The sequence below is a fragment of the Massilia sp. S19_KUP03_FR1 genome (assembly GCF_036688685.1).
Lineage (GTDB): Bacteria > Pseudomonadota > Gammaproteobacteria > Burkholderiales > Burkholderiaceae_D > JALYUM01.
Genome location: NZ_JAQQPS010000005.1, coordinates 54,655 through 77,046, shown reverse-complemented (window position 1 = coordinate 77,046; position 22,392 = coordinate 54,655). Strand labels below are relative to the sequence as shown.

Sequence of the window (22,392 nt, the reverse complement as noted above, 5' to 3'; positions counted from 1 at the left end):
GTTTCTTGTCTACGCATAGCGGAGCCGATCTTGAACCTGTTTTCCCCCATCGCCGTCGTTGCATCGATGCTGCTGGCCACCAGCGCCTACGCCCAGGAAGACCAGCGCGTTACCGACGCCAAGGCCGCAGCCAGCGCGTGGCTGGCCCAGCTCGACGCCGGCCAGTACCCCGCTACCTGGACCAGCAGCGCCGGCGCATTCCGTGCTGTCGTATCACAGGAAAACTGGCTGCAAGCGATGCAACAAGTACACGCGCCGCTCGGTTCCGTCACCAGCCGCACGCTCAAAAGCGCGCAGTTTACGCGCACCATGCCGAATGTGCCGGAGGGCGAATATGTGGTGATCCAGTACGACACCACGTTTGCCAACCGGGCCGGCAGCGTGGAAACCGTCACGCCGATGCGCGACAAGGATGGCAGCTGGAAGGTGTCAGGCTACTTCGTGCGCTGACGATCTTGCGGTAATTAAGCCAGCGCTTTCGTCAGCAGTTCCGCGACCAGTGCGTTCATGTCACCATCGCGCTCCTTCGCTTGCGCATGCAATTGCGCTACCAGGTCGCCGTTCAGTTTGACTGCGAATGGCACCAGGCCCAGCGCCTGGTCGCGCTTGCGTTGTTCCTTGCGGTCCACGGGGGCGCTTGCGCTGGCGCCGAACGTGGCGTTCTCGTTCTTCAGGCCACCCATCAATTTTTTGGCTTCGCCCTTGGCCAGTCCGGTCTTTTTCATCAAATTTCTTTCGTTAGTATGGTGACCGGCATTCTACCGGCGATGCCATTTCGGCGTTGTATTCATTCCGGCGTAAAAAAACCCATCAGGCCGATCAAGGCCAGATGGGTTCGCGTCAGCGCGCTTTGATTTAAAAAGCGTAGGTGGCGCGGGCGTACACGTAGCGGCCGGCGCGGCCGAACGGTGCGTAGTTCGAGAAGGACGAATTACCGGTCGTGTTCAGCGCCGGCGTCAACGTTTCCGGGTACTGGTCGAACAGGTTTTCCGCGCCCATTGCCAGCGACAGTTGTTTGGTCAGCGCATAGCGGCCTTCCAGGTCGACCGTGGTGCGTGGATGCATCACGAAGTCCAGCGCTGCCGTGGTACCGGGCGACAGGACCTCGCCGTAGCGGGTGGCACGCAAGGTGGCGCCGATCGGGCCTTGCGTCCAGGTGGCGCTGGCATTGAGCTTGTTCTTCGGCTGGCCTTTTTCGAGGGTCAGCACGTTGAGGCGGTCGAACAGCACCGGCGCCGGGCTCAAGGCCGCCAGCTGGGTCGTGGTCGGAACCTTGGTTACTTCGGTCTTGGTGACGTTGGCGGCCACCGTGAAGTCGAACTTGCCGACATTGCCGGCGTTGTACGGCACGTTGAACACCACGTCGACGCCCTTGGTTTTCGTTTCCACGCCATTGATGAAGAAGCGGCCGCCACCGACGCCAATAAAACCTTGCGAGGTGATGAAGTTGCGCACGGCGGTCGAAGTCAGGTTCTCTGACAGCACGATGCGGTCTTTTACCTTGATCTGGTAAGCGTCGACCGTCAGGCTGGCCGAATTCATGCGCAGCACGCCGCCGAGCGAGAGGTTGACCGATTTTTCGGCTTTCAGCGGTTGCGCGCCCAAAGCGACCGCGACCGGATCGGTCGGTTTGAAGGTGGTGATTTCATACGGCACGCCATCGATGAAGTTGGTGGACGTGGACGTGAAGTTCTGCTGCTGCGGCGACGGCGCGCGGAAGCCGTTCTGCACCGAACCGCGCAGGGCGAACTGCTTGTTGAAATCATAGCGGCCGGCGAACTTGCCGGCCAGGCTGTTGCCGAAGTCGGTGTAGTGCTCGCCGCGCACGGCGATCGAGGCCAGCAATTCAGGCGTCAGATTCGCTTCGAAGTCGGTGAACGCGGCGAACGACGAACGGCTCGTGTCGACCGCATTGGCGGGGCGGAAGCCCGGGAACACCTGGGCACCCGGCGCGGCCGGGGTGCCGTTGACGACCACGCCGCCGTAGCGGTACGAATCGGGCTCGCCGGCAAACAGCGTATAGGCTTCGTTGCGCAGTTCGGTGCCGACGGCGACGTTCAGCGGCGAGGCCAGGCCGGCCACGTCCACCTTGCGTACACCGGTCAGGTTCAGTACGGTCTGGGCATACGAGAAGCCGCCGGCGTCGAACGAGGTGGCGCTGGTCGGGCCGATCGAACGGTTCAGCGTGTTTTCGATCTGGAACTGCATCTTGTTCTTGCCGTAGCCGAGCGACGCATCCATGTCCCAGGCGCCCAGCGTCCAGGTCACGCCGCCGGTGGCGCTGTAGTCGTCGACGCTGGGCGCAATGATCGGCAGGAAGCCGTCCGGGTAAATCGACGTGATGTTCCGGACATCCTGCGCGATGCGATAAAAACCGCCCGAGCGCGCTTCGCGTTTCTGGTAGCTGGACCAGCCATAGATTTTGACGCCGTTGCCAAGGTCGTTGCCGGCATTGAGGAACAGCGTGGTCTGCTGCATTTCCGGCTCGCCGTACCAGGCCGAGAAGCGGTTGACGGTCAGCTCGCGTGGATCGTAGGCGGTGCCGACCCTGGCATATTGCTGGCGCATGTCGTAGCCGCTGCGTTCGGTGTGGGCCTGGTCCTTGTATTCGGCGGCAATGGTGACAAACCCGGTGTCGCCCCAGGCCAGACCTTTCCAGACGCTGACGTTGGCGCTCTGGCCGTCGGTGCGCTTGCGCGAAGCTGGCGCGGTCCAGGTGCCGCCGGCCGGTGCGGCCGCGTTGAGCAGGTTGTATTCGGTGATACGGGCGCCGTAGTTGACGGTCGCTTCGCCGCCGCTGCGGTCGGTGCGCAGGCGCAGGTTGACCACGCCGGAGATGGCGTCCGAGCCGTACTGGGCGGCAGCGCCGTCACGCAGCACTTCGATGTTTTTCACGATCGAGGTCGGAATCGTGTTCAGGTCGACGGCGGACGAACCGCGGCCGATGGTGGTGTTCAGGTTGACCAGCGACGAACTGTGGCGGCGCTTCGAGTTCACCAGCACCAGGGTCTGGTCCGGCGCCATGCCGCGCAGCGTGGCCGGCCGTACAGTATCGGTACCGTCGGCCAGGCCCGGGCGCGGGAAGTTCAGCGATGGCAGCGCCACCGACAGGGCCTGGTTGATTTCGGTGGTGCCGGAATTTTTCAGCGTGTCGGCCGAAATCACGTCCACTGGCGAGGCGGTGTCCAGAACGGTGCGGTTCGATACCCGGGTACCGGTGACGACGACGGTCGATGCCGCAGTCGGCTCGGTCTCGACCGTGGTGGTTTGCGCGTAGGCGCCGCTGGCGAACAGGGAAGCGATGGACAGTGCGAGAACGTGTTTGCGGGGGATGAAACGTGACGACATGCGATGCTCTCCAGTGGAATCAATGGGTGACCTATCGGCGCTGGGGCTGCCATAGCGATGGGGTGCAATTGATACTGGGACGCGTAGAAATGAATGTCAACGCAGAGCAGCGGGACAGCCGTGTAATTACGACAATTTTGATGAAATGTGTCGTGTAGATGACACGAAAACAAGCAATCAGGCACGCCCTGCGGCAAATTTTCGACGGTGGCGCGTGATGCGCGCTAAACCGTCGACAAGCATTTTATGTTGCCGAAGTGCCCTACGAAGCCTTTTAATGCGCCATTTTCTTGGTTGGCAAAATTTTCTTCACCAAAGTGACACCCAGCAGCACGATGGCGCCGCTGATCACGCCGATTACAGCATCGATCAATGTCGGCGTGATCACCGCAAGTACCGGACCGATGGAACCGATTGTGCCAGCCGCCAGTGCGGCGTTTTCACTAAAATGGTGCAGCGCCGGAATGCCGTGCCCGATGATGCTGCCACCCACCATGAACATGGCGGCGGTGCCGACCACGGACAGGGTTTTCATCAGCAGCGGTGCGCCGGTGAGCAGCATGCGTCCGATGGCCTGCGTGACGGCGCCGCTGCGCTGGCTCAGGTACAGGCCGGCGTCGTCGAGTTTCACGATGCCGGCCACCAGGCCATACACGCCCACCGTCATGATGAGGGCAATCCCGGCCACGACCGTCACTTGCTGGACGAAGGGCGCATCGGCCACAGTGCCCAGCGCAATCACGATGATTTCGGCCGACAGAATGAAATCGGTGGTGATCGCGCCTTTGATCTTGTCCTTTTCCTGGGCCACGATGTCGACCGCCGGGTCGCTGACGGCCTTGGTCAGTGCGGCGCGCTGTTCGGCCACCTGTTCCGGCTTGTGCAGGTATTTGTGGGCCAGCTTTTCGAAGCCCTCGAAACACAGATAGGCGCCGCCCAGCATCAGCAGCGGCGTCACGGCCCACGGCGCAAAGGCGCCGATGGCCAGCGCGGCCGGCACCAGGATCGCCTTGTTCTTCAGTGAGCCCTTGGCCACTGCCCACACCACCGGCAACTCGCGGTCGGCGTTGACGCCCGAAACCTGTTGCGCGTTCAGTGCCAGGTCGTCGCCCAGCACACCGGCGGTTTTTTTGGCCGCCACTTTTCCCATCACCGCGACATCGTCGAGGATGCTGGCGATGTCGTCGAGTAGTGTCAGCAAGCTTCCTGCAGCCATGGGTCATGCTCCTATGTATTCAAAGTAACATCATCTTAACCTGCGCCGGGCTTACGTCAGCGCACCCGTCAAACCACGAATTCGCCGTTCATGCCGCCATTTATGCCGTTTGTCGCGTGCCGGTCGCCGTGCGCGGATGTGGGCCGTATATTTCAGTCACCTAACTCCGGAGCCCGCCATGCAAGCCAATCCCGCCCCCGCCCGCCGCGCCGTCAAGCGCAAAACCCGCATCACCATCTACCTCGACGACGCTATCCTGGAACAGTTCCGCGCCCTGTCGCGCCAGAGCGGCATGGGTTACCAGACGCTGATCAACGCCGTGCTGCGCCAGCAGGTGCCGCTGCCGCTGCACGCCGAGTAAGCGCGCTTCCTTCCGGGTGATGCGTGGATGCAGAATGATCTATGCTAATCTTTCCACTCATCTATCTTGGAGGAAATATGAAAAAAGGCGAACTGATTGCCGAATTTGCGAAACGCACCGAGATGTCGGGTGTCGCCGCGAACAAGGCGGTGAACACCATCATCGAGATCATTACCGAGCGCCTGAAAAAGGGCGACACGGTCGGCATTACCGGCTTCGGCACGTTTTCGATCACCAAGCGCGCCGCGCGCAAGGGCCGCAACCCGTCCACCGGCGAAGTGATCAAAATCGGCGCCTCTAAAACGCCACGCTTCTCGGCCGGCGCGACCTTGAAGGCCGCCGTCAATCCAAAGAAGAAAAAGTAAGTTCGCAAGCCCGGTGCAGCCTGCCGGTATGATGGCAGCTGTCCTGGGTCGCCGTACAACGGCCGCACCAGCCCTTCCCTTTTCTGCCGCTCCTGCATGCTCCTTACCACCTGGCTGTCGTTCGTCCTGTCCGCGATCATCATCGCAATCTCTCCCGGTTCCGGCGCTGTGCTGTCGATGTCGCACGGCCTGGCGTATGGGTTCAAAAAAGCCAGCGCGACCGTGCTGGGCCTGCAACTGGGCCTGGTGCTGGTGCTCATTGTCGCCGGCGCGGGTGTCGGCTCGCTGGTGCTGGCGTCGGAACTGCTGTTCATGATCGTCAAGACGGTCGGCGCGCTGTACCTGATTTACCTGGGCGTGGCGCAGTGGCGCGCGCCCGTGCACACGGCCGATGTGGCACGTACCGACCTGCCGCCGCACCCGACCTTCCGCCAGCGCGTGCTGACCGGGTTTTTGACGAATGCGTCGAACCCGAAAGGCATCCTGTTCATGGCGGTGGTGCTGCCCAGTTTCATTTCGAAGCAGTTGCCGGTGCTGCCGCAGCTGGCCATTCTCGGCGTGACGATGGTGGCGATCGATCTGACCGTGATGCACGGCTACGCCTTCCTGGCCTCGTCGATGCAGCGCTACTTTCGCGATCCGCGCGCGGTCAAAAAGCAGAACCGCTTTTTTGGCGCCCTGCTTGCGCTGATGGGCCTGGCGCTATTTTTCGTCAAGCGCAGCAGCGCCTGAGGGTGAGTGTGAGTATTTGTAATGCCGATTGTCCGTGCTGCGCTTCTGCGCTGTAATCGGATCAAACCATTTCCGCCGGAGACAACCATGAAAAAGCGCTTGATCCATACCGCGACGGCACTCGCCCTCGCCACCTTGTCCACGCTGGCGCTGGCCCAGGCGCCCGCACGCGTGGGCCGCATCGCGCTTTCTCAGGGTAATGTCACCATCGCCGGCGATGTCGGGGCCGCGTCTGAAGCGGCGCTGCTGAACTACCCAGTCACCTCGAACAACACCATCACCACGGCCCAGGGCGCGCGCACCGAGCTGCGCATCGGCTCGACGTCGATCCGCCTGGACGCCGATTCGTCGCTGGAAGTCGATCAGCTCGACGACGAGCGACTGGTCCTGCGCCTGAACTACGGCAGCGCCAGCGTGCGCATCGTCGACGCCAGTTTGCTGGCCGGTTTTGAAATCTCCACGCCGCAGGCGCTGCTGCGCATGCGCGAGCCGGGTCGCATGCGCATTGACGCCGAGCGCCGGCGCGACACCACCAGCGTCACCGTGTTCGACGGCGTGGGCCTGGTCGACGCCGCCGGCGGCACCTTGCCCCTGCGCGCGGGCAAGCGCGCCGACGTCATGGGCGACGACATCGATACCGGCACCGCCTCGCGCGACAGTTTCGACGACTGGGCGCTCGGGCGCGACCAGTACCAGGACCGCTCCACGTCGGCGCGCTATGTCACCTCCGACATGACCGGCTATGAAGACCTCGACCGCTACGGCGCCTGGAGCCAGGACACGGAGTATGGCGCGGTGTGGACGCCGCAAGTGAGCAGCAGCTGGGTGCCCTACGGCGATGGTCGCTGGACCTGGCTCGACCCGTGGGGCTGGACCTGGGTCGACAACGCACCGTGGGGTTACGCGCCGTTTCACTACGGCCGCTGGGTGCAGGTCAACCGGCGCTGGTCGTGGGCGCCGGGCCGCCATGACGGCCGCCCGGTGTGGGCGCCGGCGCTGGTCGGCTGGGTCGGCGGGAATGTCGCTTACGGGGGCCGCCCGCAACTGTCGCAGGGCTGGTATCCGCTGTCGCCGCGCGAGCGTTACGTGCCTGGTTACCGCGCCTCGCAAGACCATATCAGCCGCCTGAACTTCGGGCCGCGCGGTCCTGACAGCCGGCGCGACGAAGACCAGCGCCGGCGCGGTCTGACGGTGCTGCCGCAGGGCCAGTTCGGCCAGCGCGGCCAGGTGGTGGTGCCGCGCCAGGGCGGCGTGCGCGGCGCGGTGCTGGAGGCGGGCGCGCTGGCGGCAATGCAGCCGCCGCGGCCAGCGCAGGCCATCAACCGTCTCGAGGGTCGGGGTGAATACAGGGGCGACAACCGGCGCCGTGACGAGGGTGGCCTGGGCGGCGCGGTGCGTGGCGCGGCCATCGAGGTGCGCGGCACGCCGCCGGCGCAGAACAACCAGTTCAATCCGCAGCCGCGCGAGCCGGTGACGATCGCCACGCCGCCGCCACAACTGCCGGGCACGAATACGCCGCGCGCGCCGGTGATGCCGAACCTGCCGCCGCCGCGCCAGCCGGTGACGATCCTGACGCCGACACCAGTCATGCCGATCCAGAACCAGAATCTGCCGCAGCGCTTCGAGAACCGCGACCATGACCGCCGCAACGACGATCGGAATGGCCGCAATGACGACCGTGGTGGCCGTCCGCAGTTCCAGCAGCCGCAGCCGCAACAGCCGCAGCAGCAGCGGCCGCCGCAGGCGCAACCGGTCCAGCAGCCAGTGCAGCAAGCGGCCCCGCAGCCGGCGCCGGTGGCCCAGGCCCCGCGCAATGACGGTGGTGGCATGGCCGGCATGCTGCGCGGCGCGGCGCGGGACGCACGCCAGCAGGCGCAACCGCCGCAACAAGCGCAGCCGCAACCGCAGCGTGCGGCGCCACCAGCGGCCGTCGCGCCGCCGCCAGCGCGGGCCGAGCGCGGCGGTGAAGGCCGCGGTGACGGCCGCACCCAGCAGGAACGGTAAGGCAAGAAGCCGGCGTCGCAAGCGCCGGCTTTTTTTTAGCCGGCCGCGCCGTTCTCCCAGTCTTGGCTACAATACGTTCTTTTCCAGGAGCTGCCATGGACCCGAAAGATTCCCTCATCGAATACCCGAGCGACTTCCCTATCAAGGTGATGGGCGCCAACCACATCGATTTCGAGGCCACCATCGTCGATGTGGTGCTCGAACACGACCCGACCTTCCATATCGGCCGCCTCGAAACGCGTCCTTCGGCCAAGGGCAATTACACCGGCCTGACGGTCACGGTGCGCGCCACCAGCCGCGAACAGCTCGACGCGCTGTACCAGGCGCTGTCCGGCCACCCGATGGTCAAGATCGTCTTGTAAGATCCTGCGCCGCCTGGTACGCGCCAATTTCTCCCAGCAGCCAGGCGCGAAACGCCACCACGTGCGGCCTGGCGGCCGCAGCCAGTGGCACCACGAAATAATATTCATCGGGCGACGCTACCTCGATATCGAACAGGCGCACCAGTTTTCCCGCGGCGATCTCCTGCATCGCCACCACGTGCCGCACCAGCCCCACCCCGTTGCCGTCAGCCGCTGAGCGGATCAGCAGCGACAAATCCTCGAACATCACCCCACCCGTTGGCTCCGCCAGCGCGACACCTGCCGCCTGCAGCCAGGGCGCCCATGGCTCCACCGAACGCAGCAGAACGTGTTGCGCAAGGTCCTGGGGCGTGGCCGGCAGCGCGCCATCGCGATAGTGGGGACTTGCTACCGGATAATAAACGTCGCCCATCAAGCGCTCCACCAGCATGCCCGGATAGTTGCCGCGGCCAAAACGGATGCCGACGTCGATCCCTTCGCGCGCCAGGTCCTGCAGTTGCCCGCTCGACTGCAAGACGACTTCGATCTCCGGATACAAGTCGATGAATCCGCCCAGGCGCGGCGCCAGCCAGCGCGCCGCGAACGAGGGAATGGCCGTCACGGTCAGACGCTGCGCCACCGTGGTGGCCCGCATTGCGTCGGCCGCGGCCGCAATCTCGTCGAACGCCCGGGCCAGCGCCTGGGAAAATTTTAGCGCGTCGCTGGTCACCGTCACCTGGCGCCCGTTGCGGATGAACAGCGGCCGCCCCAATTCCCGCTCCAGCGCCCTGACCTGGTGGCTGATCGCGCCATGGGTCAGGTGCAGCTCGTCGGCCGCGCGCGAAAAATTCTCGTGCCGGGCCGCCGCCTCGAATGCGCGCAGGGCAGAAAAATTGGGGGGGCGGCGCGGGGCGCTCATCGGCTTGGCACGGGTGTGGATAACTTTGTGAATAAAATTAGCAAGAACGGCGAAAATATAGCGTTTAGCCCCGCAGAGCGCAAGCGCTAACATGTGAATAAATCTCACAACAGGAGCCACCATGCCGCACGTTTTGACCGTCGATAGCCTGTTTACCAGTCCCTGGGCCATGTCCGTTTTTGTCGCCTTGACTGAAAAGGGCGTGCCGTTCAGCGTCGACACGCTCGACCTGGCCGCCGGCCAGCAACACGGCGACTATGCGGCGCGCAGCCTCACCGCGCGCGTGCCGGCGCTGGCCGATGGCGAGTTCGTGCTGACCGAGTCGACCGCGATCACGGAATATCTTGAGGAGTGCTTTCCCGCGCCCGCCTACCCCGCCTTGTACCCGCACGACCGCCACGCGCGCGCGCGGGCGCGGCAAGTGCAGGCGTGGTTGCGCACCGACCTGCTCGCGGTGCGCGTGGAGCGCGACACGGAAACGCTGTTCCTGGGTAAACCGAGTGCGCCGCTGAGTCCTGGCGGCCAGGCCGCCGCCGCCAAGCTGATCCACGTGGCCGGACAACTGGTGCGCGGTCCCTGCCTGTTCGATGCCTGGTCGATCGCCGATGTCGACCTGGCGCTGATGCTCCAGCGGCTCGTCGTGGCCGGTGATCCGATGCCGCCGGCGCTGGCGGCCTACGCCGCGCGCCAGTGGGAACGTCCATCGGTGAGGCAGTGGCTGGGGCGGCATGCGCCGGCCTGACTTATAATGGAGAGATGACGTCCCTTACCAGAGCCGAGCCGGGGCTGATCCGCCACCTCGGCCTTGCCGACTACGACAGCACCTTCGCCGCCATGCGCGAATTTACCGCAGCGCGCACGATTGATACCCGCGACGAACTGTGGATCGTCGAGCACCCGCCCGTGTTCACCCTGGGCCTGGGCGCCGACCGCGCGCATATCCTTGTCGGTGACAACGCCATCCCCGTGGTGCAGACCGACCGCGGCGGCGAAGTGACCTACCACGGCCCCGGACAGGTCGTCATCTACGTGCTGATGGACCTGCGCCGCAACAAACCGGGCGGCAAGCTGTATGCGCGCCAGTTTGTCACCAAAATCGAGCAGGCCGTCATCGATGTGCTGGCGGCGTATAATCTCGCAGGTGAACGGATTGCCGGTGCCCCGGGTATCTATATGGCCGAGGGGCCGCACCAGGGCGCAAAAATCGCCGCGCTCGGCCTGAAAGTGAAAGCCAACGGCTGCACCTATCACGGGGTGTCGCTGAATGTGGCGATGGATTTGTCGCCGTTTTCCATGATTAACCCGTGCGGCTACGCAGGGCTGCAGACGGTGGACATGCGCAGCGTTGGCGTCACGGCCGACCTGGCCGGCGTCCAGCAAGCCCTGGCGCACGCCCTTGCGCAGCAGCTTGCACCTGAACCGAATCAACCCATTGAGCCCGAACGGGCATGAGCCAAATGACCACCGACCTCCAAGACACCGGCATTGCCCCAGCAGCAGCGTACAACGCCAGCGAAAAGCAAAAAGGCGCCAGCAAGACGTCGCGCATCCCGATCAAGATCGTGCCGATCACCCAGATCGAGCGCCTGAAAAAGCCGGACTGGATCCGGGTGAAGGCTGCCACGGCATCGTCCCGTTTCTATGAAATCAAGGACATCCTGCGCGCCAACAACCTGGTGACGGTGTGTGAAGAAGCGAGCTGCCCGAACATCGGCGAATGCTTCGGCAAGGGCACGGCCACCTTCATGATCATGGGCGACAAGTGCACCCGGCGCTGCCCGTTCTGCGACGTCGGCCACGGCCGCCCTGACCCGCTCGATACAACTGAGCCGGGCAAGCTGGCCAAAACGGTGGCCGATTTGCGCCTGTCGTATGTGGTGATCACCTCGGTCGACCGCGACGATTTGCGCGACGGCGGCGCCGGCCACTTCGTCGAGTGCATCCAGAAAACCCGCGAACTGTCCCCGCGCACCAAGATTGAAGTGCTGGTGCCCGACTTCCGCGGCCGCCTGGCCAAGGCGCTGGCGCTGTTTGCCGACGGTTTGCCGGACGTACTGAACCACAACCTGGAAACGGTGCCGCGCCTGTACAAGGAAGCCCGTCCCGGCGCCGACTACACCCACTCGCTGGAACTGCTGCGCGATTTTAAAGCGCTGTATCCGCAGGCAGTCACCAAGTCCGGCATCATGGTCGGCCTGGGCGAAACCGACGAGGAAATCCTGCAAGTGATGCGCGACATGCGCACCTATAACGTCGAGATGCTGACCATCGGCCAGTACCTGGCGCCGTCGAACTCTCACTTGCCGGTGCGCCGTTACGTGCACCCGGACCAGTTCAAGAAATTCGAAGAAGCCGCTTACGAGATGGGTTTTGTGCACGCCGCCGTCGGCGCCATGGTGCGCAGCTCGTACCACGCCGATGAGCAGGCCAGCGGCGCGGGGATGGTCGTCAACGGCTGATTCACGCAGCGTGTTTAAGAAAAGGCCCGGTCGCTGACGATCGGGCCTTTTTTTTTGGCAGCCAGGGTGGTCGCAGCTCAAAAGCCATGCTTGTCCAGCGCGTGCATGGCCGCCTCGCGCGCATGGATGTGGGTCGTGTCGAACACGGGCACCGTGGTGTCCTGCGGCCCCACCAGCAGCGTGATTTCAGTGCAGCCCAGGATGATCGCCTGCGCGCCTTGCTCCACCAGATCAGCCATGATGCGGCGGTATTGCTGGCGCGACGCCGGATCGAGCGTGCCGAGGCATAATTCCTCGTAGATGATGCGGTGCACCAGGTCGCGGTCCGCCTGCGGCGGCACCAGCATGTGTACACCATGCCGTTCGCGCAGCCGGTCGCGGTAAAAATCGTCTTCCATGGTAAAACGCGTGCCGAGCAGGCCCACCACCTTGTGCTCCGCCGCCCGGATCGCTTGCGCGGTCGGATCGGCGATGTGGAACAGGGGGATGGTCACGGCCGCCTCGATTGCCGGTGCGACCTTGTGCATGGTGTTGGTACAGACGACCAGGAAATCGGCGCCGGCCGCTGCCAGCGTGCGTGCTGCCGCAGCGAGCAATGCGCCGGCGCCCTGCCAGTCGCCGGCGTGCTGCAAGCGTTCGACGTCGTGGAAGTCGACGCTGTACAGGATGATCTTCGCCGAGTGCAGGCCACCGAGTTGTTCCTTGATGGTCTGGTTGATCTGGCGGTAGTACGGCAGCGTCGATTCCCAGCTCATGCCGCCGATCAGGCCGATGGTTTTCATGTGCACTCCCGGTTTTGTTGAAGTCCTGTTTTAGCGCTGGCATCCACGCTATAGTGGTGTGAACGAAACAGTAACAGTAAAAGTAACATACAGTCATGGACTTAAATTTGAATCAGGATGAGGACGCCGCACTGGTGCAGCAATTGGCCGCCAGCGGCGTGGAGCTGGCCAAGCTGGAAGGGCGCGTGGTGCTGCGTTTTACGGGCAGTGTCCAGGTGGGCAAACTGGCGGTGCCGTTTCGCCTGGTGCCGGCGCGCGGTGTGCTGGCCAAGCCGAGCAAATGGCGCCGCTTCGATACCGATGCCCGCGCGGCCCTCATCGCCGAGCGTGCGACTGCGGCCGATATTGCCGAGTTGACCAGCGAAGTGGCGGCATTCGTGCGCAACCTGGTCGAAGAGGCCGACGATTATGGCCTCGATCCGCAGCCCTTCCTGGCCACACTGGCCGAATTCGAGACGTCGGAGCCGGCCGAATATGTGTTCCACCGCATCGGCCAGCGCCTGCTGCACGCGTTCGAGCGCGAGCAGGAAGAGCGCCATGCCGCGCGCACCAAGGAAAGCATCAACCTGGCCGAGTATCCGGCCTCATTCGAGGTGGCCAGCCGCATCAAGCGCAAGTTCATTGCGCTGCTCGGCCCCACCAACTCCGGCAAGACGCACCGCGCGATGGAGCACCTGATGGCCGCCCCCAGCGGCGTGTACCTGGCCCCGCTGCGCCTGCTGGCGCTGGAAAACTACGAGCGCCTGCAGGCAGCGCGCCCGCACGGCAAAGCGCTCGCGGTGAGCCTGGTGACGGGCGAAGAGCGCAGAATGGCGGAAAACAGCACGCACACGGCCAGCACGGTGGAGATGCTGGACCACCGCACGCCGGTCGAGGTAGCCGTCATCGACGAAATTCAGATGCTGTCCGACCGCGACCGCGGTTCGGCCTGGACCGCCGCCGTGTGCGGCGCGCCGGCCAACATCGTCTATCTGGTAGGTGCGCCGGAAGCGCGCCGCGCCATCGAAGCGCTGGCTGCGCGCCTCGATGTGCCGCTCGAGGTGCACATCCTGAAACGGATGGCGCCGCTGGCGATGGAAACGACCGCCGTGCGCAAAATCCGCAACCTGCGCCGCGGCGACGCCGTGATCTGCTTTTCGCGCCGCGAAGTGCTCAAGTGGCGCGACATGATCACGGAGCTGGGCTTGTCGGTGGCGACCGTCTACGGCAACCTGTCGCCCGAAGTGCGACGCGCCCAGGCCGAGCGCTTTCGCGACGGCCGCGCCGACATCGTGGTCGGGACCGATGCGCTGGCGATGGGCCTGAACATGCCGATCCAGCGCATCGTGATGACCACCGCCGTCAAGTACAACGGCTACGAGGAAGAAGAGATTTCGGCGGCGCTGGCGCGCCAGATTGCCGGACGGGCAGGGCGCTACGGCGTCCATGAAGAAGGGTTTGTGGCCGGCTACGACGATGACACGCACGAAGTGATGCGCGCGCTGCTGCGCGAAAAGGCGGCGCCCTTGAACAGTTCCGGCTTCGCCGTGGCGCCGTCGATCGAGCACCTGCATCGTATCGCCAACGTCACGCGCGAGACCTCATTAGTAAAACTATTAAAACGGTTTATCCACAATATCGATGTGCCGGACGGCTTCTTCTATCCGCGCATCACCGAGGAGCAGAACGAGCGCGCGATCTGGCTCGATACGCTCGACCTGACGGTGGCCGAAAAATTCATGTTGTCGCTGGTGCCGATTTCGACCAAGGTGCCGTCGCTGCAGGCGGCCTGGGAACACTGGGCCAATTCTCTGGCCAAGCGCAAGATCTGCACGCTGGAGCACCATCCGGAGAAGGTGCTGTGGCAGGGCCTGCAGGACGTGGAGGACACCTGCCGGCGCTATTCGGCGTATGCCTGGCTCAGTTACCGGCAGCCGGCGTTTTTCCCGAGTATCGAGGCGGCGCAGGAAGGGGCGCGGGCCGCGTCCGAGCGGGTCGACTCTCTGCTGCAGGCGCAGAACGCGGCTGCGCGCAAAAAACAGGCGGGGGCGAAGAGCGGCCTCAAACGGGGCCGCTACTGAAGCTGCGCCGATATTGCGCCGGTGACTGCCCGGTAAGCCGCTTGAACAGCGTGGAAAAGGTCGCGACATCGCCGTAACCTACCCGTTCGGCAATCTGCGCCACGCTGGTCGGCCCGGCTTCGAGCAGGCGCTTGGCCAGGTTGATGCGTTCCCCCTGCAGGTAGGCGAGCGGCGACTGTCCGGTTTCCGCATGCAGCCGTCGCAACATCGTGCGGCTGCTGACGTGAAACGCTGCACTCAGTTCGGCCAGCTTGTAGGGCGCTGCCAGCCGCTCGCTCAGCCAGCTTTGCACGCTGTCGGAAAAGCGCCCGGACGGTCGCGCCGTCATGCTGGTGTCGATGTAGGGCGCCTGATTGGCGCGCCGGTCCAGAAGCGCCATGCGCGCCAGCGCCCGTGCTTCCTTCGGTGACGCCGTCTGGCGCACCAGGTGCATGGCCAGGTCGAAGGTGGCGCTGAACGCGCCGGTGGTGGTCACGCCGCTGTCTTCGACCAGCATCGCGGCCGGATCGACCCGCGCCAGCGGAAAGCGGCGGGCGAGGTCGGCGGCGAACATCCATGAGGTGGTGGCGCGGCGACCGTCCAGCAAACCTGCTTCGGCCAGCAGGAAGGCGCCAACGCACAGCGCGACCACCGGCGCGCCGCGCGCGAACGCGCGCGCGATCGCCTTGACCTCGGCGGCCAACTGCGCATGCGGCCGGGTACAGCCGTCACGGTCACCGATGTCCATGCCGGGAATGACCAGCAGGTCGTGTGAAGCGCGGTACTTGCGAGTGCCGATCGACAGCCCGCCGGCCGCGACCACCATGCCGCCGGCCAGGCTCGTTACGCGCACGTCGAACAGCGGCGCGGCCGTCGCGCCGCGCAGCGCCAGCGCGACACGGTTGGCGAGCCGCAGGGTGTCGCACAGGCCGAACACTTCCATTCCCATGCAGCCATCGTAGGCCAGGATATTGATCCGTTTTGAACTCATCTGGCGATATTGCCATGAATAAGGGCGAGATCGCCAATTTCGTGATGGTCGCAATGGCGCCATCATGGTCCATCGCATCCACCGGAGTCCGACCATGCGCATTACCCAGTTACGCAACGCCACCCTGATTGTGCATGTCGGCCAGTACCACATCCTGGTCGATCCCATGCTGGCGCCGATGAACGCACTGCCGCCGCTGCGCCTGTTTGCCCGCAAGCGGTTGCGCAACCCGACCGTCGACCTGCCCGCCAACGCTGCCGCGGCGTTGGCACAGGTGACGCACTGCCTGATTACCCACTGCCAGAAAGGGCATTTCGATCACCTCGACCGCGCCGGCAAGCATTGGTTGCGCGAGCGGCAGATTGGCGTGATCTGCACGCCGCACGATGCGGCTTACCTGCGCCAGCGCGGCCTGAACGTGCAGCCGCTCCTTGCCGGTCACGCGACGCCACAGCCATTCCTGGGCGGGACGATCCAAACGGTGCCCTGCACCCATGGCCTTGGTCTGGTCGGGGCCTTGATGGAACACGGCGTTGGCTATTTTGTCGCGCTGCCGGGCGAACCGAGCTTGTACCTGTCGGGCGACACGATCCTGACGGACGCGGTGCGCGGGTTTGTGCGGCAGCACCAGCCGGATGTGTGCGTGGTACCGGCCGGCGGCGCACACTTCGATTTGGGCGGCGACATCATCATGGGCGTGCATGAGACGATCGCGTTCGCGCAGATCGCCACCGGGCGGGTGATCGCGAATCACATGGAAGCGCTGAGCCACTGCCCGGTGCGGCGCCTGGACCTGCGCCAGGCCGCGCTCACGGCGGGGCTGGCGTACCGGATGGTCGTGCCGGAGGATGGCGAGATGGTCGATCTTAGATGACGCGGCGTGGGGCCGCGGTGGCCGGATCGCCGCTGTTCGGTGTACCGGTCGGTTCAATCAACAGGATGTGTGCCTCCCCGATGGCACGCGGCCGATGGCGCACGCCACGCGGCACGACGTACAACTGGCCGGGCGCGAGGGTCACCATCGCGCCGTCCTCGAGATCGATCTCCAGCGCACCGGCGAGCACGAGAAAAAAGTCGTCGGACTCGGGGTGGACATGCCAGTGATATTCCCCGCGCAGCCTGGCGACCATCACATCGTGGCCGTTGAACAGGCTGACGGTACGGGGTTGCCAGGCTTCTTTGAAGGTGGCGAGTTTTGCGGCGAGGTCGATGGCAGCATGCATGGCGGTTCCAGGTCAGGGAAAATGGCATGGTGCCGCCAGGCCGCGCAGCCGGTCTAGTACAATTGTTGCATGGCCCACGCATCGACCCTATCGCCCGGCAACCTGGTGCAGTTTGCGCCGTTGGCAGAAGGCGTCACCTTGATGCGGGCGGCGTTCACCGACCACGCCTTCGAACGGCACAGCCACGACTGCTTCACCATCGGCGTGACCGCGCAGGGCATCCAGCGCTTTCGCTGCAAGGGGCAGCGCCACGACAGCCGGGCGGGCGACATCGTCCTGTTCAATCCCGATGAAGACCATGACGGCCAGCGCGGCAGTGCCGACGGTTTTCGCTATGCCACCTGGTCGCTCGACCAGGCGTTCCTGCGCAGTTGCCTCGATCCGGATGCCGGGCTGGCCGGCGTGCCCTATTTCGCGCGGCCGCACGTGGTCGATCCTGCCCTGGCGGCGGGGTTCACGCAGATGACGCTGGCCTTGCTGGGCACGCCGCACGACGCCCTGCGTGCCGAGGTGCTGCTGCGCGGCTTTGTCGGGACGCTGCTGGCGCGCCACGGCGAACAGGTGCGCCTGGCGCCGCCGCGGGACCCAGGCGTGACCAGCCTGCAGCGTGTAAAGGCGTACATCCAGGCGCATTTCCAGCGCGCCTTGACCGTGACGGAGCTGGCAAACGTGGCGGGCCTGTCGCGCGCGCACCTGACCCGGGCGTTCACCAACGCATTTCATACGCCGCCGCATGTGTATGTGAACGCGCTGCGCATCGCCCATGCCAAAATCCTGCTGCGCGGCGGGATGCCGCTGGCCGAAGTGGCGAGCGTGTGCGGCTTCGCCGACCAGAGCCATTTCGCCAGAAGGTTCAAGGGCGCTATTGGTGTGTCACCGGCTGCATGGCGTTGAGAGCGGGATTGCCTTCCGCCTGCGCCATCAGCATCGCCTCGAACTCGCCCGCCGGCACCGGCGCCGAATAATGGTAGCCCTGCCCGAAATCACACCCTTGCGCCAGTAGCCAGTCGTGCTGCGCCTGGGTTTCCACCCCTTCCGCCACAACCTGCATGTCGAGCTTATGGGCCATGTAGACGATGGTTTCGGCAATGATGCGCGTGGTCCGGTCCTGCAACACCTCGGCCACGAACGAGCGGTCGATCTTCAGAAAATCGATATCCAGCTGTTTCAGATAACTCATCGAGGAATACCCGGTGCCGAAATCGTCGATCGACATCTTGATGCCGCCAGCGTGCAAGCGGTGCAGCTTGTCGAGCACCGCTTGCGACAGATCCAGCAGCACGCCTTCGGTGATCTCCACCGTGATCGCATCGTGCGGCAAGCCAATCTGGTCGAGGTAGCCGATCCAGTCCATCGATTGCAGCTGCTGGCGAAACTGCACGGGCGACTTGTTGATGCAGATCGGGAAGGCGGTGCCGAGCATGCCGGTCCAGCGGCGGCACCAGTCGGCGGCGTTGCCAAAGACCCAGTTGCCCAGTTCGTGGATGATGCCGGTTTCTTCGGCAATGGAAATGAATTCGAGCGGCATGATGAGGCCAACCTGGTCGCGGTGCCAGCGCACCAGCGCCTCGGCCTTGACGATGCGCCCGCTGGGCATGTCGACGATGGGCTGGAAGTACAGTTCGAGCTTGTTGTCGGTGACGGCGCGTTGCAGATCGGCAATCAGCGCCAGGCGCGCCAGCGCGGCCGCCTGCATCGCTTGTTCATAAAAGCGCACCTGGTTCAGGCCGGCGCGCTTGGCGTTGCGCAGGGCCTGGTCGGCGTGGCGCATCAGTTCTTCGCTGCCGCGCGCCTGTTGTGGATAGATCGCCACGCCGGCGTTGGTCGACAGCACCACGCGGTCGGCCCCCACGCGATACGGCGCTGACAGCGCGCGCTGGAGCTTGCGCGCCAGGCGTTCCAGCGCCAGCAAATCGGCGTCGGCGCCAACGATGATGGCGAACTCGTCGCCACCCAGGCGGGCCAGCGTATCGCCCGCTTGCAGCGCGTGTTGCAGGCGCTGCGCCACCTGCGTCAGCACCTGGTCGCCGGTGCGATGTCCCAGCAAATCGTTGATTTCCTTAAACCGGCAGATGTTGACGAACATGAGCGCAATGCCGCTGCTGGCAGGGCGGTAGCGGGCCAGCGCGGCATCGAGCCGTTCGCGGAACAGGGCGCGGTTGGGCAAGCCCGTCAGCATGTCGTAGTAGGCGCGTCGCTCGAGCTGTTCGCTCAGCTTGCGCAAGGCGAGGTTGTTCGCCTGCACTTCATCCTGCTTGCGGCGCAGTTCGCTGATATCGTGCATGGTGCCGACCAGGTCGGTGCAGCGCCCTTGTGCATCGAAGATCGGCGTGACCGACACGGCGCCGATTTTTAGTCCGGAAAAATACGGCGTCGGCTCTTCCCAGCGCACCGTGGCGCGGCTGTGGATGGCTTGCTCGTAGTGGCGTCGGATACGGTCGAACGCGCCAGCGGGAACGACCTGGTCGAGCAGCTGTTGCAGCACCTGCTCGGGCGCCAGCCCGCTGGCGCGGTGAAAAGCGGGATTGACGAACTTGAACCGATAGCGCCCGACCCCTTCCACCGCCAGGTGATACACCAGCTCTTCCATATTCGAGTAGATGATCGCCGCCATGGCGTCGGATGGACCATCCAGGGGGGCAGTCCTGCTGGCATGCTGAATTGTCATCGCTTCTCGATCAAAAGTATTGTCTGAGTGAATCAAATTCCTATGAATTGATCATAGTGTGATTTTTCACACAAAGCCAGCGGGGAAGCGCGCTTTGCATGAAATACCTGCGCAACATGCCACTGTGGTCGGCCCGTCACCGCGTGCGCCACGAACTTGTATGATGGACGATTTACCAGGAGACGAATTTGAACGAGAAAAAGACCTACACGCCGGCGCAAATCAACCAGCTGGCCGCGCCCTTCCTGCCCGGTTACCTGGGCGTGGAATTTACCCGCATCGACGGCACCGAACTGGTGGCGCAATTGCCGGTCAAAGGCGAGTTACTGGCGCCAAATGGCTTCCTGCATGCGGGCAGCGTGATTTCGCTGGCCGATACGGTGGCGGGGGTGTCGTGCATGATCAACCTGCCGCAGGGCGCCAGCAGTTTTACCACCATCGAACTGAAATCGAATCACTTCGGCACGGCGCGCGAAGGCGTGATCGAAGCGATCGGTAAACCAGTGCACATGGGACGTACGACGCAGGTGTGGGATGTGGTGGTGACGGATCAGGGCAGCGGCAAGACGATTGCGCTGTTTCGCTGCACCCAGATGATTCTGTATCCTAGGTGCCTATCCCAGTAGTGCGGAGTCGCTGCTGGCGCGCCTGACAAGCGTGGACTGCGTTGCTCGTCGTAGCATGGCTAGCCATGCGTCCTCCTCTCGCCTTGCCCACACTTGCCATGCATCGCCACCCGCTTCCTCCTACCTACTGGGATAGGCACTAAATAATTAACTTTTCGACAGCGCGCCTTGCAGCAGCGTGTGCAGGGCCGCGAAATCGGGCTGACCCAGATAGCGCTTGAGGATGGTGCCGTCCTTGCCGATCACGAAGGTGGTTGGCGTCATGGAGACGTCGCCCCAGGATTTGGCCAGGGCGCCGCTCGCGTCATAGGCCACGACGAACGGCAGCTTGCGCGTCTGCGTGAAATTGACGACGTAATCGGGCCGGTCGTAGCGCATGGCGACCGCGACAAATTCCAGCCCCTGGCCTTTGAACTTGTTGTAGGTGTCGACCATTTGCGGCATTTCGGCCACGCAGGTGGTGCACGAGGTGGCCCAGAAATTGACCATGACGACTTTGCCGCGCATGCTCTGCATGGTGAGCGGCTGGCCGTCGAGTTTGGTAAACGTCGAGGCGGGCGCCACCGCCTGGTGGTTCAGCGTCATGAAGCCGGCGCCGGCCAGTGCCAGCAGCACGGCGCCGATGACGGCAGGCTTGATCCAGGTCGGGGCGGCCATGGTGGTATTACAGCTGGATGGACTGCGTCGCCTGCGGGGTGATTGCGCGCAGCTCTTCTTCGGTGATGTACTCGAACAGTTTCACCACTTTCTGCACGCCGGTGACGCCCCTGGTGACGTTGGTGGCGACATCGCCTTCGCGTTGCGTCACACGGCCCATCAGGTACACGGTGCCGTTTTCGGTGACCACCTTGAACGATGCTGCCGAAATGGTTGTCATCTCGACCAGGCTGGCCTTGACCTTGGTGGTGACCAGCGCGTCCGACGAGCGTGACGTGTAGCTGGCCGGGCCGGCGATGATGAGTTCGTTTTCCACCGATTGCACGCCTTCGATGGCGCGCACTTCGCGCTCGGCTGTGGCCTTGGTGGCCGCATCCGGCACTTCGCCGGTGATCAGCACCTTGCGATTGAAACTGGCGATGTTGATGTGACCATTGTCGCCACCGAGCTTGCCCAGCCGCATCTCGGCTTTCACCGTGATCGACTTGTCTTCGGTCTGCGCGCCCAGCGTGCGGCGGTCGGCCGTGGCAGCCGCGCCCATGGCGACGCCGCCGACGACCAGCGGAAAGCAGCCGGTCACCGACAAAGCCGATGCCAGCAGGGCTGCGCACAGGACGGCTTTCGCCACGGGTTTGTTATTCATTGTCGTCTCCGCCGAACAGGGCAACGTCGATACCGTCGCAAATCGCATGGATGGCCGTCAAGTGCACTTCCTGCACGCGGCAGGTGCGCGCGTGGGCCACGTTGATGTGGACGTCGGCGTCGGTCAGCAGGCGCGCCAGGGCGCCGCCATCTTTACCGGTCAGCGCGACCACGCGCATTTCGCGCTCCAGCGCCGCTTCGACCGCGGCCAGCACATTGGCCGAGTTGCCGGAGGTGGAGATGGCCAGCAGGATGTCGCCGGCCTGGCCGAACGCCTGCACCTGCTTCGAAAAGATTTCTTTGTAGCTGTAGTCGTTGCCAACCGCCGTGATGATGGACGTATCGGTCGTCAGCGCCATGGCCGGCAGCGGGAAGCGTTCGCGCTCGAAGCGGCCGACCAGCTCGGCAGCAAAGTGCTGGCAATCGGCAGCCGAGCCGCCGTTGCCGCAGGCGAGGATTTTATTGCCATTGGACAGGGCGCCGAACATCAGCTCGATGGCCTGGGAAATGGGCTGGGTCAGGGCAGCTGCCGACTTCATCTTGAGGTCGGCGCTCTCCTGGAAGTGGGCGAGGATGCGTTGAGTATTCATAGTGCCGATTATAGTGCAGTCCTACCGCAGGGGTCACACCTGCCGGTGTTTCCTTACATTATTTTAGAAGCCAATGGCGTTGCGCAGCCAGTCGAGCTGGTCGCCGTCGATGGCGACGACGTCGAAGCGGCACGGCGGAACTGAACGATAACGCATCAGGTAGACCTGGGCCGCGACGGTCAGGCGGGCCTGTTTGGCAGGCGTGATGCTGGCGGCGGCGCCGCCATGCTTGCGGTCGGCGCGCTGGCGCACTTCGACGAACACGAGTGCGTCGCCGTCGCGCATGACCAGGTCGATTTCGCCGCCTTTGCAGGTGAAGTTCGCTTCAATCAGCTGCAGGCCATGCCGTTCAAGATGCTTGCACGCCACCTGTTCCCAGGCCTGGCCCTGCGCCTGCTTCGGCGAGCGTTTGCGCAGGATGGGCCACAT

General features: G+C 64.3%; 25 protein-coding genes. 13 read left to right on the top strand and 12 right to left on the bottom strand.

Annotation, left to right across the window (positions count from 1 at the left end; genetic code table 11):
- Nucleotides 1-30: 30 nt before the first annotated feature.
- Complete coding sequence (locus V6M87_RS06870; RefSeq protein WP_332875856.1) at nucleotides 31-450, top strand: DUF4019 domain-containing protein; 420 nt, start codon at nucleotides 31-33, stop codon at nucleotides 448-450.
- A 14-nt stretch (nucleotides 451-464) separates the two neighbouring features.
- On the opposite strand, the gene V6M87_RS06865 is transcribed toward V6M87_RS06870, so the two are convergent.
- From V6M87_RS06865 to V6M87_RS06855, 3 genes are all read right to left on the bottom strand, one after another.
- The gene (locus V6M87_RS06865; protein ID WP_332875855.1) at nucleotides 465-725 is read right to left on the bottom strand and encodes a hypothetical protein; all 261 of its coding nucleotides are present in this window, start codon (nucleotides 723-725) and stop codon (nucleotides 465-467) included.
- A gap of 130 nt (nucleotides 726-855) precedes the next feature.
- Complete coding sequence (locus V6M87_RS06860) at nucleotides 856-3,348, bottom strand: TonB-dependent receptor plug domain-containing protein (protein ID WP_332875854.1); 2,493 nt, start codon at nucleotides 3,346-3,348, stop codon at nucleotides 856-858.
- Between the two features lie 274 nt (nucleotides 3,349-3,622).
- The gene (locus tag V6M87_RS06855; protein WP_332875853.1) at nucleotides 3,623-4,564 is read right to left on the bottom strand and encodes a DUF808 domain-containing protein; all 942 of its coding nucleotides are present in this window, start codon (nucleotides 4,562-4,564) and stop codon (nucleotides 3,623-3,625) included.
- 178 nt (nucleotides 4,565-4,742) lie between these two features.
- On the opposite strand from V6M87_RS06855, the gene V6M87_RS06850 reads away from it, so the two are divergent.
- From V6M87_RS06850 to V6M87_RS06830, 5 genes are all read left to right on the top strand, one after another.
- The gene (locus tag V6M87_RS06850; protein ID WP_442920559.1) at nucleotides 4,743-4,925 is read left to right on the top strand and encodes a BrnA antitoxin family protein; all 183 of its coding nucleotides are present in this window, start codon (nucleotides 4,743-4,745) and stop codon (nucleotides 4,923-4,925) included.
- 77 nt (nucleotides 4,926-5,002) lie between these two features.
- Nucleotides 5,003-5,290 (top strand): HU family DNA-binding protein, encoded by a 288-nt coding sequence (locus V6M87_RS06845; protein ID WP_332875851.1) that lies wholly within the window; start codon nucleotides 5,003-5,005, stop codon nucleotides 5,288-5,290.
- A gap of 96 nt (nucleotides 5,291-5,386) precedes the next feature.
- The gene (locus tag V6M87_RS06840) at nucleotides 5,387-6,022 is read left to right on the top strand and encodes a LysE family transporter (RefSeq protein WP_332875850.1); all 636 of its coding nucleotides are present in this window, start codon (nucleotides 5,387-5,389) and stop codon (nucleotides 6,020-6,022) included.
- 87 nt (nucleotides 6,023-6,109) lie between these two features.
- A complete protein-coding gene (locus tag V6M87_RS06835; protein ID WP_332875849.1) occupies nucleotides 6,110-8,026 on the top strand; it encodes a DUF6600 domain-containing protein in 1,917 nt (638 codons plus the stop codon).
- A 95-nt stretch (nucleotides 8,027-8,121) separates the two neighbouring features.
- The gene (locus V6M87_RS06830) at nucleotides 8,122-8,388 is read left to right on the top strand and encodes a DUF493 family protein (RefSeq protein ID WP_332875848.1); all 267 of its coding nucleotides are present in this window, start codon (nucleotides 8,122-8,124) and stop codon (nucleotides 8,386-8,388) included.
- Here V6M87_RS06830 and gcvA read toward each other — a convergent pair.
- Complete coding sequence (gcvA, locus tag V6M87_RS06825; protein WP_332875847.1) at nucleotides 8,372-9,286, bottom strand: transcriptional regulator GcvA; 915 nt, start codon at nucleotides 9,284-9,286, stop codon at nucleotides 8,372-8,374. The genes V6M87_RS06830 and gcvA overlap by 17 nt on opposite strands.
- A gap of 121 nt (nucleotides 9,287-9,407) precedes the next feature.
- On the opposite strand from gcvA, the gene yfcF reads away from it, so the two are divergent.
- From yfcF to lipA, 3 genes are read left to right on the top strand one after another with little or no spacing between them, the layout of a single operon-like run.
- Nucleotides 9,408-10,028, top strand: coding sequence for a glutathione transferase (gene yfcF, locus V6M87_RS06820; protein WP_332875846.1), 621 nt, complete (start codon nucleotides 9,408-9,410; stop codon nucleotides 10,026-10,028).
- A gap of 14 nt (nucleotides 10,029-10,042) precedes the next feature.
- A complete protein-coding gene (gene lipB / locus V6M87_RS06815; protein ID WP_332875845.1) occupies nucleotides 10,043-10,738 on the top strand; it encodes a lipoyl(octanoyl) transferase LipB in 696 nt (231 codons plus the stop codon).
- A gap of 5 nt (nucleotides 10,739-10,743) precedes the next feature.
- The gene (gene lipA / locus V6M87_RS06810; RefSeq protein ID WP_332875844.1) at nucleotides 10,744-11,745 is read left to right on the top strand and encodes a lipoyl synthase; all 1,002 of its coding nucleotides are present in this window, start codon (nucleotides 10,744-10,746) and stop codon (nucleotides 11,743-11,745) included.
- 77 nt (nucleotides 11,746-11,822) lie between these two features.
- Here lipA and V6M87_RS06805 read toward each other — a convergent pair whose 3' ends face one another.
- Nucleotides 11,823-12,527, bottom strand: coding sequence for an aspartate/glutamate racemase family protein (locus V6M87_RS06805; protein ID WP_332875843.1), 705 nt, complete (start codon nucleotides 12,525-12,527; stop codon nucleotides 11,823-11,825).
- Nucleotides 12,528-12,622: 95 nt separating this feature from the next.
- Between V6M87_RS06805 and V6M87_RS06800 the strand changes: the two genes are divergently transcribed.
- Nucleotides 12,623-14,587 (top strand): helicase-related protein, encoded by a 1,965-nt coding sequence (locus V6M87_RS06800; RefSeq protein WP_332875842.1) that lies wholly within the window; start codon nucleotides 12,623-12,625, stop codon nucleotides 14,585-14,587.
- Here V6M87_RS06800 and V6M87_RS06795 read toward each other — a convergent pair.
- Nucleotides 14,568-15,557 (bottom strand): GlxA family transcriptional regulator, encoded by a 990-nt coding sequence (locus tag V6M87_RS06795; protein ID WP_332875841.1) that lies wholly within the window; start codon nucleotides 15,555-15,557, stop codon nucleotides 14,568-14,570. The two genes, V6M87_RS06800 and V6M87_RS06795, sit on opposite strands and share 20 nt — an antisense overlap.
- 64 nt (nucleotides 15,558-15,621) lie before the next feature.
- Between V6M87_RS06795 and V6M87_RS06790 the strand changes: the two genes are divergently transcribed.
- Complete coding sequence (locus V6M87_RS06790) at nucleotides 15,622-16,431, top strand: MBL fold metallo-hydrolase (RefSeq protein ID WP_332875840.1); 810 nt, start codon at nucleotides 15,622-15,624, stop codon at nucleotides 16,429-16,431.
- Here V6M87_RS06790 and V6M87_RS06785 read toward each other — a convergent pair.
- Entirely contained in the window at nucleotides 16,424-16,780 is a 357-nt protein-coding gene (locus tag V6M87_RS06785) for a cupin domain-containing protein (RefSeq protein WP_332875839.1), read from the bottom strand. The two genes, V6M87_RS06790 and V6M87_RS06785, sit on opposite strands and share 8 nt — an antisense overlap.
- Nucleotides 16,781-16,849: 69 nt before the next feature.
- Between V6M87_RS06785 and V6M87_RS06780 the strand changes: the two genes are divergently transcribed.
- Nucleotides 16,850-17,674 carry an AraC family transcriptional regulator gene (locus V6M87_RS06780; RefSeq protein ID WP_332875838.1) on the top strand — a complete coding sequence of 275 codons (825 nt, stop codon included), beginning with the start codon at nucleotides 16,850-16,852 and terminating at the stop codon, nucleotides 17,672-17,674.
- Here the strand turns inward: V6M87_RS06780 and V6M87_RS06775 are convergent.
- Nucleotides 17,643-19,448 carry a putative bifunctional diguanylate cyclase/phosphodiesterase gene (locus V6M87_RS06775; RefSeq protein ID WP_332875837.1) on the bottom strand — a complete coding sequence of 602 codons (1,806 nt, stop codon included), beginning with the start codon at nucleotides 19,446-19,448 and terminating at the stop codon, nucleotides 17,643-17,645. The genes V6M87_RS06780 and V6M87_RS06775 overlap by 32 nt on opposite strands.
- A gap of 188 nt (nucleotides 19,449-19,636) precedes the next feature.
- On the opposite strand from V6M87_RS06775, the gene V6M87_RS06770 reads away from it, so the two are divergent.
- The gene (locus V6M87_RS06770) at nucleotides 19,637-20,074 is read left to right on the top strand and encodes a PaaI family thioesterase (protein WP_332875836.1); all 438 of its coding nucleotides are present in this window, start codon (nucleotides 19,637-19,639) and stop codon (nucleotides 20,072-20,074) included.
- Between the two features lie 147 nt (nucleotides 20,075-20,221).
- On the opposite strand, the gene V6M87_RS06765 is transcribed toward V6M87_RS06770, so the two are convergent.
- The 4 genes from V6M87_RS06765 to V6M87_RS06750 all read right to left on the bottom strand — a co-directional run bounded on the left by V6M87_RS06765 (nucleotide 20,222) and on the right by V6M87_RS06750 (nucleotide 22,392).
- Entirely contained in the window at nucleotides 20,222-20,731 is a 510-nt protein-coding gene (locus V6M87_RS06765) for a TlpA disulfide reductase family protein (protein ID WP_332875835.1), read from the bottom strand.
- A 7-nt stretch (nucleotides 20,732-20,738) separates the two neighbouring features.
- Nucleotides 20,739-21,374, bottom strand: coding sequence for a BON domain-containing protein (locus V6M87_RS06760; RefSeq protein ID WP_332875834.1), 636 nt, complete (start codon nucleotides 21,372-21,374; stop codon nucleotides 20,739-20,741).
- Complete coding sequence (locus V6M87_RS06755) at nucleotides 21,367-21,963, bottom strand: phosphoheptose isomerase (protein WP_332875833.1); 597 nt, start codon at nucleotides 21,961-21,963, stop codon at nucleotides 21,367-21,369. The genes V6M87_RS06760 and V6M87_RS06755 overlap by 8 nt, the downstream gene beginning before the upstream one ends.
- Nucleotides 21,964-22,026: 63 nt before the next feature.
- A complete protein-coding gene (locus tag V6M87_RS06750; RefSeq protein ID WP_332875832.1) occupies nucleotides 22,027-22,392 on the bottom strand; it encodes a YraN family protein in 366 nt (121 codons plus the stop codon).